The sequence below is a fragment of the Paenibacillus sp. E222 genome, from assembly GCF_013401555.1.
GTDB lineage: Bacteria > Bacillota > Bacilli > Paenibacillales > Paenibacillaceae > Paenibacillus.
Window position 1 is genome coordinate 6,828,900 of the sequence record NZ_CP058552.1, and the last position, 12,166, is coordinate 6,841,065.

Annotated in this window: 11 protein-coding genes; 5 read left to right on the forward strand and 6 right to left on the reverse strand. The window is 42.3% G+C overall.

What is annotated here, in order from left to right; translation table 11 throughout:
• The first annotated feature begins 190 nt into the window (after positions 1 to 190).
• The 3 genes from HW560_RS30405 to HW560_RS30415 all read left to right on the forward strand — a co-directional run bounded on the left by HW560_RS30405 (position 191) and on the right by HW560_RS30415 (position 5,813).
• Positions 191 to 2,005: a sensor histidine kinase gene (locus tag HW560_RS30405; protein WP_179265421.1), complete on the forward strand. Its 1,815-nt coding sequence runs from the start codon at positions 191 to 193 to the stop codon at positions 2,003 to 2,005.
• Between the two features lie 187 nt (positions 2,006 to 2,192).
• Positions 2,193 to 3,800, forward strand: a complete 1,608-nt coding sequence (locus HW560_RS30410) for a response regulator transcription factor (protein ID WP_090894782.1) — start codon at positions 2,193 to 2,195, stop codon at positions 3,798 to 3,800.
• Positions 3,801 to 4,130: 330 nt separating this feature from the next.
• A complete protein-coding gene (locus tag HW560_RS30415) occupies positions 4,131 to 5,813 on the forward strand; it encodes a type 2 periplasmic-binding domain-containing protein (protein WP_090894780.1) in 1,683 nt (560 codons plus the stop codon).
• Positions 5,814 to 5,962: 149 nt separating this feature from the next.
• On the opposite strand, the gene HW560_RS30420 is transcribed toward HW560_RS30415, so the two are convergent.
• The 4 genes from HW560_RS30420 to HW560_RS30435 all read right to left on the reverse strand — a co-directional run bounded on the left by HW560_RS30420 (position 5,963) and on the right by HW560_RS30435 (position 8,630).
• Positions 5,963 to 6,721: a hypothetical protein gene (locus HW560_RS30420; RefSeq protein ID WP_090894778.1), complete on the reverse strand. Its 759-nt coding sequence runs from the start codon at positions 6,719 to 6,721 to the stop codon at positions 5,963 to 5,965.
• Positions 6,722 to 7,221: 500 nt separating this feature from the next.
• Positions 7,222 to 7,416 (reverse strand): hypothetical protein, encoded by a 195-nt coding sequence (locus HW560_RS30425; RefSeq protein ID WP_090894776.1) that lies wholly within the window; start codon positions 7,414 to 7,416, stop codon positions 7,222 to 7,224.
• 686 nt (positions 7,417 to 8,102) lie between these two features.
• Entirely contained in the window at positions 8,103 to 8,405 is a 303-nt protein-coding gene (locus HW560_RS30430; protein WP_090894774.1) for a hypothetical protein, read from the reverse strand.
• A 33-nt stretch (positions 8,406 to 8,438) separates the two neighbouring features.
• Positions 8,439 to 8,630 (reverse strand): hypothetical protein, encoded by a 192-nt coding sequence (locus tag HW560_RS30435; protein WP_090894772.1) that lies wholly within the window; start codon positions 8,628 to 8,630, stop codon positions 8,439 to 8,441.
• 164 nt (positions 8,631 to 8,794) lie between these two features.
• Here HW560_RS30435 and HW560_RS30440 point away from each other — a divergent pair, with 164 nt between their 5' ends.
• Positions 8,795 to 9,052, forward strand: coding sequence for a helix-turn-helix domain-containing protein (locus HW560_RS30440; protein WP_090894770.1), 258 nt, complete (start codon positions 8,795 to 8,797; stop codon positions 9,050 to 9,052).
• Between the two features lie 575 nt (positions 9,053 to 9,627).
• On the opposite strand, the gene HW560_RS30445 is transcribed toward HW560_RS30440, so the two are convergent.
• Together HW560_RS30445 and HW560_RS34145 are read right to left on the reverse strand one after the other, a co-directional pair.
• Positions 9,628 to 9,843 (reverse strand): hypothetical protein, encoded by a 216-nt coding sequence (locus HW560_RS30445; RefSeq protein WP_090894768.1) that lies wholly within the window; start codon positions 9,841 to 9,843, stop codon positions 9,628 to 9,630.
• Complete coding sequence (locus HW560_RS34145; protein ID WP_256221938.1) at positions 9,795 to 9,923, reverse strand: helix-turn-helix domain-containing protein; 129 nt, start codon at positions 9,921 to 9,923, stop codon at positions 9,795 to 9,797. Before HW560_RS34145 ends, HW560_RS30445 begins: the two co-directional genes overlap by 49 nt.
• A 494-nt stretch (positions 9,924 to 10,417) precedes the next feature.
• On the opposite strand from HW560_RS34145, the gene HW560_RS30455 reads away from it, so the two are divergent.
• Positions 10,418 to 12,118 (forward strand): DUF4127 family protein, encoded by a 1,701-nt coding sequence (locus tag HW560_RS30455; protein WP_179265422.1) that lies wholly within the window; start codon positions 10,418 to 10,420, stop codon positions 12,116 to 12,118.
• Positions 12,119 to 12,166 lie beyond the last annotated feature (48 nt).

Sequence of the window (12,166 nt, forward strand, 5' to 3'; positions counted from 1 at the left end):
CCCTCCAATTTAGCCTCCATAGCACTGCTCCTGTTCCCAAAAAAAGTTTTTGTGTGTGATGGGGTTCTCTGATATAAATAGTATCAAGCCATACTGAGGTCTGCTATATAACATTGTTAGGCTTGATAGTGTTTTGTTAGGAACATCATCTGAAGAGGTTGTTTACACACGAATTTGAAGGAGACTTTTTATGAATATATGGAAGCGCTTTATATCATTGGGAAGAACGTCCAGATCCCGGTTTAGTCTGTTTGCCAAAATAAACTGTTTAATTGTGGTCCTCTTCATCCCCATTATTATCATGTATACCTACTCGAACAACGTCACTTATGATGTTGTAAGCAAAGAGCTACAGGTCTCCAATACGAAGCAGCTCACGTTTTTGTCCAGTCAGATCGATTCCCGAATCAATCAGATGATGGATTTCAGTCTTATTCTCTCAAGAGATCCCAATGTCAGAGCATTTAATGGCTTGAACATTTGGAATGATCGTTATGACAAGATGCAGACCCGATATGTTATTCAGGAAAAGCTGATGCTTCAATCCGGTGTTACCGATATATGGCCTACTCGATACGCTGTGCATTCACAACAGAATCAAGATGTCATTGCCAACTATAATAGAACAACGGGGTATGATGAGGATTACCTAAAAAGAAATATGAGCGGACAATGGACATACGGTGATGGTGCCGAGTCCAAAGAGGATATGAAATCCTTCTACTGGTTCTTTACGGATTCCTTGGCCCAGCCAGGCATGTTGACGGGAAGCAATCTGGTGATTGAAGCCAGCTTCAGTTATGAGAACATTCAGAACATGCTGGATACGTATAAAGCAGGTGGGCAAGGTGATCCCTTCTTTTATCACAAAGGAAATTCGCCCATTCTGAACCGCAGTGCAGACAAGCAGCTGTCCGAAGAACTTATCCGTTATCTGGATGAACACTCGTCAGAGGATATCACCCAGGATGTCGTCCAGCTAAACGGGAAGAAATATCTGGTCAGCTCGGTGAAGTCCTCCTATCTGGATTGGCATTTGGTCGATGTGGTACCACTCTATCAGATTCTGCAGCCGATCTCGCTCAGTCGGAACTTGTTCTATCTCTTTATGATTCTGCTGTTTGTGGTGGGCATTTCCGCTTCGATCCTGTTATATCGAAACATTCAATATCCGATCAAAAAGCTGATCCAGGGCTTACGCCGCGTGCAGCGCGGAGATTATTCCGTACGTCTGCATAGCAAGGATCAGAATGAATTCTCGTTTTTGTTCCATCGATTCAATGATATGTCCCATCAGATTCAAGACCTGATCGAGAACGTGTTCCAGGAAAAAATCAGGGCCAAGGAAGCTACGCTGAAACAGTTACAGGCGCAGATCAATCCGCATTTTCTGTATAACTGTCTTGGCTATATCATCAACATGGCCCAGATGAAGGACGAGCAAGCCGTCGTCTCCATGGCGCATAACCTCAGTGCCTACTATCGTTATACGACACGAGTGGAGCGGGAGACATCTTCTCTAAAAGAAGAAATCAATCTGCTGGTCAACTATTTGGATATCCAGAAGCTGCGTAATGGCAGAATTGAATACCATATCGACATCCCTGAGGATATGCTTGCACAGTCGGTCCCACGATTAATGCTGCAACCGATTGTGGAGAATTCAGTCATTCACGGCGTCGCGAAGTCGTATTCATCTGGTGAAATCCGAATTACTGGCGAGAGCTCGAACGGGTTCTGTAAAATTTACATTGATGACGACGGACCTGGCTTGAGCCCGGATCAATTGGAGGCGTTGAATCTTAAAATGCAGCAGCCGCTGCAGGAGGAAATGGGCTGTGGCCTCTGGAACACGAATCAGCGTATCATGCACTTATTCGGCAATCAGTCCTACCTTCTATTCGGTCCATCCCCTCTCGGCGGATTCCGAACCGAGATGGTCTGGGAGATACCGAAAGATGATACAGATTCCGATAGAGGAAATACCGATACGAATTTAAGTTAAGCTACATTACACGCTAAACGGAACGGGCAGAACAAATCTCGAAAAGCGAAGCGCTCGCCTTTATCCCCGGATTTCCCCATTGATTAGAGATTCAAAAAAATCTGGGGATAACAGCGATTGAGAGATGGTTCTGACCGTGTAGTGACCACGTGAAATAAAGAGATTCTACTTTTAAGGAGTAAACACCATGCAAATGATCATCGTAGACGATGAAGCACACTGGGTTGATAATCTGTCCATGACCAAGCCCTGGCATACGCTGGGGATCGAACAGGTACACAAAGCATACTCAGCACACGAAGCACTTCAACTGATCGATACCCACCCTATAGATATTGTGATCTCGGATATTCAAATGCCTGAAATGACAGGTATTGAACTGATCGAACGGATCAGAGTCCGTGACAAAAAAATAAAGTGCATTCTTTTATCCGGACATTCCGAATTCGATTACGCCAAAAAAGCCATCCAGTTCGAGGCCGTAGATTACTTGCTGAAACCACCAACAGACGATGAATTGATGGGAGCCGTTCAAAAAGCCATCGATCAATTAAACACCGAATGGGAACTCGTAAGCTCACTAAAACGAACCCAGTTTACCCTTCGAGAGAACCTACCGCATTTGCGGGGTCGACTGCTGCTTGAGGCTTTGCAAGGACATCGAATTGCCTCCAGCGAATGGGCACGAAAACTTGCCAATTACGATTTGCCCTTCCACGCCGGCGATTGCGCGTTAATGCTTGTACGTATGGAAGAAGAATTCGGGCAATATGACAACAACGATCAAACCTTGCTTGAATATGCGGTCATCAATATGGCGGAAGAGATTATGGGTGAGTTTATGGAAGTGTGGGGCGTGAAGGAGGAGCATGGATATCTGGTGTTTCTGCTTCAACTGAAAGTGAACGACACCGACATTGGCAAAGAAACCATACTGGAGAAGCTTTCGGTACAGCTTCAGTCCAAAGTTAAACAGTTTCTGAAGGGTTCCCTCTCCATCGTCATCACCGAATGGTTCGCGTTTCCCGATCAGCTATATGATCGTTTTCGGCAGGCCTCCGCTTATTTCCGGCAAATTGTCGGGGACGAGCGTGAATTCGTCATGCGGGTCAGCGACGTGGAGACTCCGTCGGCACAAGGTCCGCTGGATGTCCTGTATACCCCACCCACTTTCATTCATCTGTTAGAGAGTGGTCAATGGGATGCGGCAGAAGAAAAAATACTAGCCGTCTGTGCGGAGCTGGATGAGAAATGGTCGGAGTCGTGGGAGCATTGTATGGAGGCTGGATTTCTAATTACGGCTTCGTTCACCAATCTCGCACACCGGAACAGGCTGACTTTAGCTAATTTAATGGGTGACGATGTCGGGTTGTTACAGAGTGGAGAAGCCTTTACTACCATCAGTAAACTGCGCAAATGGTCGCTCAGTGTACTTGGCAAACTCAAGGAAGGCACGTCCAACGAGATCAAAGACATCCGTTCCGAGTATGTGAAGAAGATTCAGGATTTTACGGATAAAAACCTGCATCTGGATGTTTCTTTGCGTGTACTGGCCGACCATGTCAATCTGCATCCGACCCATTTGTCCAAGATTTATAAGATTGAAACAGGCGAAGGCATTAGTGATTATATCTCGCGCCTGCGCATGGATCGGGCCTGTCACAAGCTCGTTACGACTACCAAAAAAGTATATGAAATCAGCATGGAGATTGGCTATATGGACCCGGCTTATTTTATTAAAGTGTTCAAGCGCCAGTTTGGCGTCACGCCGCAGGAGTACCGAGACCAACATTAATTTGCATAATTTAGAGGTTGTTCAAAAATTCCGCTTTTGATTACGAAGGATGCCTCACGACATCATCAGCATCGAATATGGGATTCAGCCGAAATAAGCGGGAGGCTTACGAAGTATGTTTCCTTTGGAAACATTGTAGTTGCTCACGTAGTTTGCCTACGCTCCGCTACTCCATTTCTAGCTTTATCCCATCTTCTCGGTACTGAAAACCGAATTTTTTGAACTTGCATAATAGAGTCCTATCGAAACTAACAAACTCATATAGATGCCCTCCCGCCCAAATTGGTACAGTTACACTGTAAAGATCATACATCGTAGGGGGATTGAACAATGATCAAATTCAAAACATGGTGGTCACTGCTCATGGTTATCGCACTCATCACGATCACTGCGTGCGGCAGTAGCGATACAGCGAGTGACAATGGTACCAAAGATGATACACCGGCGACCGTCGGTTCAGCTGAAGCAGAAGCTGCTTTTGCCAAAGGAAAATACGATCCACCCATCGAATTCAGTTCGGTATTAATGCCGAAGAAATACGTTCAAGGGGATACCAAAGAAAATAACGTTCACGATCGCTGGATGCTGGAAACGCTGGGTATGAAGCATAAAGATACCTGGTATCCGGCCAATGACGATCAATACAGACAAAAGCTTCAACTGGCTATCGCCTCTGGCGAGAAGCTGCCTGATTTCGTATCCGTACCGACCAATGCGGTATTGACCAATCAGCTGATCGACTCCGGTCAATTCATCGCCATCGATGAGTTGTTCGACAAGTACGCGAGTCAGACCCTGAAAGATCACGCAGCAGCACATCCTGAGCTGTGGTATCCGTTCACCAAGGACGGCAAGAAATATAATATGCCGATCATGGAGTATACGGATAACGACGATACGCTGCTCTGGCTCCGCGAGGACTGGATGGAGAAGCTGAACCTGGAAGCTCCGAAAACCATTGCAGACCTTGAGAACATCATGGACAAATTCAAAAACGAGAACCCGGACGGTCTGTCTCCAGACAAAGTATTCCCGCTGGCGATCTCGCTGAAAAATAACACCAACACCTGGATGGGTCAGCTCGACTGGTTGTTCGGTGCATATGGCACAATCGAGGAGCAATGGAACAAAGACGCAAACGGCAATCTGGAGTACGGCTCCGTTAACCCGGGTGCGAAACAAGCACTTGCCAAGCTGGCTGAATGGATGAACAAAGGTTATATCCACGCCGACTCCGCCCTGTGGGACGAAGGCAAATCCGCTGAAAGCTGGACGGCTGGCAAAGCGGGCATTCTGCCTGGCGCAAACTGGGTACCCGACTGGCCGGCACCGGACCTGCTGAAGAACGTACCTGGCTCAAAATATAAAGCTTACCCTGTTCCGGCTGGCCCAGACGGCAAGATCGGCACAAAGTGGCAGAACTCTGGTGTCAACGCAAGTATCATGATTAACAAGGATGCGAAGCATCCAGAAGCCATCTTCCTGTACTACAACTACCTGCTCGATAACCTGGCTAACCCGGCTGCGGGCAGTGAGTATGAATACGGCTTCGCCAAAGGTTACGACTGGGATATCATTGACGGACAACCGACCAGTGACAAAGAGAAGATCAAAGACTTCTCCAACGAATTCCCTTTCCTGACCGGCCCGGCTCGTATCCCGGATCTGTACATGAAAACACTCGTGAAGCTGGCCAACGGCGAGAAGCCTGAAACACCGTACGAGAAACAAATGGCCGAATTCCGTAAACCGGAAAACTGGTATGCAGGTAAAGTCGTTATGTCCCAGATCGACATTCGTAAACAAAACTACTTTACTGGCGCTGCAACACCAACGATGGTATCCAAATGGAACCTGCTCCGCCAATCCGAGATGGAAACCTTCAACAAAATCATCTACGGCCAACTGCCAGTTGATGCCTTTGACCAATTCGTCACCAACTGGAAGGCCAATGGCGGAGATCAGATCACGCAAGAAGTGAATGAATGGTTTAAATCGGTGAGTGGGAAGTAAGATTTCGGTTAAAAGAAACAATTAAAAATAAGCCGAAGCGTGTAATTCTATCGCTTCGGCTTGTTTTTGGTTTGTTGATTTTTATTATTATAGCAGGGATCACACTTATTAAGTTATGTTTGCCACTATACCAACTACATAAATTGTTATTAAAACGCCGTCCAAGGTATAGGTTTAACGTTTCCCTTTGTAGAGCTAAAGGAGTAATATCTATGAGCTGGGGTTGATGCTTTAATATTTATCCCCAGAGTATCACTAACAAAACCTATAGCGCCTGTAGCTCTCATTGTCCAAGTTCCACTACCATGAAAATAACCTTCAGAAATATAACCTGGGTTATTATTTGAAGTTTCACTTAAAATAAATGCGGGATTTCTATTTACATGGGCATATGATACCTGTAATGGTCTAACTGCAACAGAACCATTGTGCTCCCAGCTGACTGTCAGAGTAATTGTAGTTGTATCTACTCCAAAAACACTAAATGTAAAAGACTTACTCGCTGAAGCAGCTGTGTTAGCTGCTGCTAGAGCATTTGTAGAAGATTTTCCGCCCTGAGTCCCATTAGATGATGATTCATCAACTACCGTGACCGGAACTTCTTCTCCATTATAATTGTACGTTGTTTCCTTTTCCCCCGTTGCAATATCCTCTATGGCTTCAGCATAGTCAATAGAAGTTATAAACCGCAAGAATGTCTCCTGTTTTGATGGCTCCAACCCATTAAATTGATTCAGACTCTCACTTGCTCCCACATCTCCATTATTAATAAGTTCCGTCAAATAATCTACATACATCTCAGGTGTGTATTCATTACTTTCCCCTGAGTTATCTGCATAAGTTAATGAAGAAAACAAGGTTGTTACGAGAATTAAAGCAAGTACGCTCTTTGATATTTTCTTTAACATTGAATGATTTCCTCCCTAATGGTTATATATATTGTATTGGCATGGCGGTATATATTACGTTACCATTAATTAGGTAATTTGAAACACTTATTGAAAATACTTTAATAAAAGGTGGATAATAGAATATGAAAAACAACAAAGTTTTGTGGACGATTTTAGGAGTTATTGCAGTTTTATTAATACTTTATGCTTTTGTATCCATGTCTAAATAAATATAGGAGACGTTTTTTTTACAAAGACTTTCAGTTATATTAAATACATTCTTAATATTCCCTTTAAAGATATGGCTGAATTACGCAACCATAAAAACTGGGCCGGTGCTAAAGTGGTAATATTGCAAATGAAACTACTTCAATAGCAATGCAATGATTGGTACAAGTCGGTAAGCGGGAAGTAGAATTGAAGAATTAACACAGGTCAAAATAAAAGAATAAAAAACAAGCCGAAGCGTACATTTCCATCACTTCGGCTTGTTTTCTAAATCAATTTAATCCAGCACTTTAAAATACAGGAACTTCAACATAATCTGTACTCATAACTCTTTTTCCATCTTTCTCTTCTGATCCAACCTCAATACCAAATTTTATTGATTCAGAGAGGGACATACCCTTTTTATCCGGACTTAATTCGATCACAATCGTTCCAGTACCTCCGCCATTTGCTATATAATTTCGTTCTCTCCCAATTTCAATCATCGTGCGCCATGAAGAGTCATCAGAAGAATTCATCCAGGTGTATACATACTCAGCAGGCTTCAACTTCGATTGATGTTCAGGATAACTGCTGGTGATGCTGGAGACACTCCATTGATCAGGGATATAAAATGCAACACCACCCCAGTCAGCGGGATCAATCTCTACATGTGCTACTATTTTTATATGATAATATGCTCCTTCTCACCCTCAACAAATATCGATCCTTCTGTCATTGTCTTTAAATTCGTTGATTTGGCATCCAGATCAAAGTTTCAACTTGAATAATATTGCCATTAACAACTGGCTCATTGGCTCCTTTTTGTTGAAATTCAAGATAAACAGAACAAACACAATCGCAATAAACATAAAAAGTAAGATTAAGTATTTAGATCTTTATTTCATATAACCACACCTCACTTCTGCCTTTGTTTCTTTAAACTTAACACATACTCAACGCCCTCCTTTCCTTTATCAGCTCCTTCCAAGCCTTCGCAGAGTTAATTCATGGTGTGCAGCTGTATACATATATAACGTTACAATCTGCATCGAAGTAATAATTTGTAATTTAGAATTTGGAAAAGTAGAGCATTAAAACCGGAGCGGAAGCGCTAGATTCACGCTTCCGCTCCGGTTCTTAAATTAAGATCAAGGTAGCTTCGCCTGACTTATGGGTTCGCCTTAGTGGATCAAGCCTCTGTATCGGTCTCCTCTGGCATCGACTGACCCAGTAAGGATACTGTGAGTTGAATGCCATCTTGTAGTCCCTGCATATACAACCGCTCATTTTCTATGCCTTTGCTGACAATATAACGATTTTCCCACTCGATATATTCAGGTGTCTGCTCGATATCCTTGCCAGCAAACAATCCTTCGAACGCTTCGTCCTTTTTCTCACGTACACGACTCAATTCAGGGTCATGCTCGATTCTGGCAGATACTTCATCTAACCTTGCCTGGATCGCTTGTTGCAACCACGGCGGAAAATCCATTGCTTCCCCTCCCCAAAGCATTATGTACCTCGCTCATCCTCGTACAACTCGGTGATGTCTCGCCTTCATTTCACTCACTCGTGCTGCCACCAGTTCATCCACCCTTCGGCTCTGTTCCTGAACCTCGGGATTGTCCCACAACGGAATCGCTTGCTTCAAGGATGCCTCACCTAGCTGATTAAGTTTGCGCCGTTCCTCTTCCAATAAGTCAAGCAACTGGCTCATACATCCACCTCTCTGATGGGTCTAAACTGCACTATGTCTTGTTAAGACTAGACGTGAGCAGTCAATTTTAATGCGAATATCGGTTTATTTTATTTTAATTCGATATACGCATTAAAAAAACTATTATTTCTCATACAATTTGGTTGAAATGAGGGGTGTACATAATGAAGCATAGACAAGAACCACCTGGCGATAAAAACATAATCGGCTCCCGAGTCGTAGCTATTCGTAAAAGTAAGGGCATCAAACAACGAGAGTTCCTCGCCAGACTGCAAACATTGGGTTTGGATATCAGTCAGACAAGTCTTTCGCGTCTAGAAGGTCAATATCGTCTTGTTCAGGATTATGAAGTGGTGATGATTGCTAAGGCTTTGGAGGTTTCTGTGGGGTATTTGCTTGGGGAAGAAAAAGGTTGGGTATAGCTTGTGAGTTACTGCTATACCCATAAAAAATTTAGGAAATGAATTGCAAATAATTAATTAAATATAAACTCATATATTGTGAATGTTTATTTTATTGTTTAGCATAAAAAAATATAAACCTATATGCTAAAAAGTCAACTTATTCTGAAATGGTCTCATAGGAATCATTCAAGTTATGAGTCCTTCCCTACTTAAAATTTGTATTGCTGATTTCCTATAACATTTTTGTATTCACGAACCCTCACTGCCTTAAACGACCTAAGGGAGGAAATTAGTCGAGAATTTCAATATTACTATGATACATTCTTTTTACCTAAATATGATACGTTCCTATTGCCTAAATTAGAAAATAAATCGCTCCGTGCGATACCATGACATTCTTGGATTAGATGTACAAAAAAAAGAACTGGACTCTCCCTTTAAATGGGATGTGTCCTCTTCTTTATGTTTAACTAACTGTCCTGCCCCATTAGTTTAATGAATGGTTAAAAACCGTTTTCCTGTAACTCATCGGAGAACGATTTTCTTCTGATGATGCAATGCAAATCTGCCTGACCAAAACTTTATATCTACCACTAAGAATGATCTAAAACAAATTCAAGGAATTCACAAATGATTTCTGAAGCAGCTTCCTCTTCGGGTAACCGGATATATCTACTGATAAGTTTGATGTCTTCTTTGAATAAATCAATGAGAAGAAGAATAGATTCAGCATCTTTGTCCTTTGCTGCTCCTAAAATACTTACAAATTCACTGTCTCTGATAAATGTTTGAGCATCTTTTTCTTCCATTTGTTCACCGCCTGTTGACTTATATTCATTTGACTCGCAACTTCTTTTTCTGAATAACCTTCTATGTATAACTTAATCATCACATATTTTCCTAATTCAGGAAGATACTTTAATATCTGTTCCACTAATATTTTATTTTCCGCATGCTTAGTAAAATTAGTATTTAAAATTTGATCATTATATATAGGAAGCTCCCTCTTTCTAATATTTTTAGCACGATATTGTACTCTCCATCCAATTCGATATAGTTCTTCCTTGTAACGTTGGTAGATTGTTTGTTGTTCTCCCAGTTGTGATCCCTCCTAAAATTGTGATTATGTTCCTCAAAGATTTAAAAGGAACAAATGTTCTTTTTTTGATTATATCTCAAATCTCATTTTTAGAAGTCTAAAAAAAGGCGGTTAAAAAACGAATTTATGTTTTTTTATATTTCAGGTTGTATTTTAGGGCTACAGACTACCTTATAAGTGAAGGCACAAACAAATAGAAATGAGATGGGATTGGGGAAGAGATCCTTTTCATTTCTTTCTTCCCTTGTTATTGAGCCTATATCAAACTAAGGGAGTATAGGAATATGAAGAATGTATTGTATGTACCGTTGGATGACAGACCAGTGAATTTGGATGATGTCATCGTGCTAGGTAGATCAGCAGGAATTAACGTAATTACCCCAAATTTAAGTGATATTACAAACCGTCTGGATTCCCAAAAGACAGCTTCTGGATCCACACTGGTCTCGACATCTTCGCCGACTTACGGAAATCCGGCGAATATCCGTCAGTTCATCTTAAATAATGCTGCCTCTGTCGACGGGTTTATTATATCTTCAGATATGCTTGCCTACGGAGGTCTCATTGCTAGTAGACGATTGCGTACGAGTCCTGGGGGAGCTTACCCGGCCTACGATAGTGCCACAACGGATCTGTTGGATGTTATTCGACTAGTAAAACAATCTTATCCGAGTAAGCCAATCTATGTGTTAGATACAATTATGCGTCTAGCTACAACTGCCTTTGCAGGCGGACTGTCTTTTGCCGCTTACAATGAATCACGTACGTTTATGTTGCAGCCGAGAAGAAGTTTTTCACAGTTTGCAGATATTATTGCAGGTTACAATTTGTCGCCTACCGGTTCATATGGTAGTACTACAAACTTCAATAAAGAACAGTACTACAACACTAGACAACATAAATTTAAAAGTAATCGTTACATTCTAGAGCAATTAGCACAGGCAGGATATATTGATTTTCTAGCTGTAGGAGTTGATGATGCGAATACCCAAGGGGTGCAGATTAATGAGATTAATTTTGTTGAGGGTCGTATTAACGCCTGGCTTGGTGGTACAAACGGCCAAAATCCGGACCGAGCAATTATTCTCCCTGATGCGGATGGATTGGGTCATGCCTTGATGGCCAGAATGGCAAATCAGCTATATCTTAATGGGGTAAGACCAAGGTATACAGTTCAGTACTTCGGCCCTCATGGTTCCACAATTACTAGTCAGTATGAATATATGGATGTGCACCAAAATATTCTTCGTCACATTGATATTGTTGGCGGTCAGTCCGTGAGCAGTTCACCAACTGTCGAAATCATTGGGGTTACAGATGCTGCTCAAGTTACAGCAGCCGTCAATCGAATTGTGGCTAATAGTACAAATCGCGTTCCGACCGTGGTAATTGATTTTGTTGGAGGAGGTTCAGCAAACGCTACGGTCACAGAAGGACTGTTGGGTAGTCAACACACCGGACGTATCTTAGGTTACAGTGCTTGGAATACACCAGGAAATAAGATCGGTATAGCCTTAGGAATGGGACAAGCACGATATGCATATTTGGTCACTGAAACAGATCTCAATGCGCTTAGCACAGCAGTACATGCACACGGTTCTCTCTTGTTCAAACGTTTCTTAAAAGACTACTATTACAAAACGGTTGCTATTGACGAAATTCGTACCTACTCTAGAGCGAATTCGCTATATACTAATGTTGCTACAATTGCGGATCAGAATATGCTTCTATTTAATAGTCCTGCAGATTATTCACATTTGCAAAGTGTATTGCGAAACAGAATGCAAACGCATCGAACGACACTTTCCGGAAAAAGTGCTTTCCTTATTAACGGTACAGGAACTTCTTATAATGTACGACAAATTACGGGAGGAACTTGGTCGTTTGCAGGATATGCCAATTCAACACTTGCATACGGAGATCCTGATTATCTCTGGAAACGGGCTTTTGAAGTTACGTTGAATCCTGTAGTAACGCTACAGTAATAACAAACAAGAATAAGACGGCTCCTATGTGGAGCCGTCTTATTCTTG

Excerpts from the sequence above, each read along its gene's own strand:
- HW560_RS30405 (WP_179265421.1), top strand. The coding sequence starts at position 191 with ATGAATATATGGAAGCGCTTTATATCATTGGGAAGAACGTCCAGATCC.
- HW560_RS30410 (WP_090894782.1), top strand. The coding sequence starts at position 2,193 with ATGCAAATGATCATCGTAGACGATGAAGCACACTGGGTTGATAATCTG.
- HW560_RS30435 (WP_090894772.1), bottom strand. The coding sequence starts at position 8,630 with ATGAGCCAGTTGCTTGACTTATTGGAAGAGGAACGGCGCAAACTTAAT.
- HW560_RS30415 (WP_090894780.1), top strand. The coding sequence starts at position 4,131 with ATGATCAAATTCAAAACATGGTGGTCACTGCTCATGGTTATCGCACTC.
- HW560_RS30445 (WP_090894768.1), bottom strand. The coding sequence starts at position 9,843 with ATGGAAGAAAAAGATGCTCAAACATTTATCAGAGACAGTGAATTTGTA.
- HW560_RS30430 (WP_090894774.1), bottom strand. The coding sequence starts at position 8,405 with ATGGATTTTCCGCCGTGGTTGCAACAAGCGATCCAGGCAAGGTTAGAT.
- HW560_RS30455 (WP_179265422.1), top strand. The coding sequence starts at position 10,418 with ATGAAGAATGTATTGTATGTACCGTTGGATGACAGACCAGTGAATTTG.
- HW560_RS34145 (WP_256221938.1), bottom strand. The coding sequence starts at position 9,923 with ATGATTAAGTTATACATAGAAGGTTATTCAGAAAAAGAAGTTGCGAGT.
- HW560_RS30440 (WP_090894770.1), top strand. The coding sequence starts at position 8,795 with ATGAAGCATAGACAAGAACCACCTGGCGATAAAAACATAATCGGCTCC.
- HW560_RS30425 (WP_090894776.1), bottom strand. The coding sequence starts at position 7,416 with ATGATTGAAATTGGGAGAGAACGAAATTATATAGCAAATGGCGGAGGT.
- HW560_RS30420 (WP_090894778.1), bottom strand. The coding sequence starts at position 6,721 with ATGTTAAAGAAAATATCAAAGAGCGTACTTGCTTTAATTCTCGTAACA.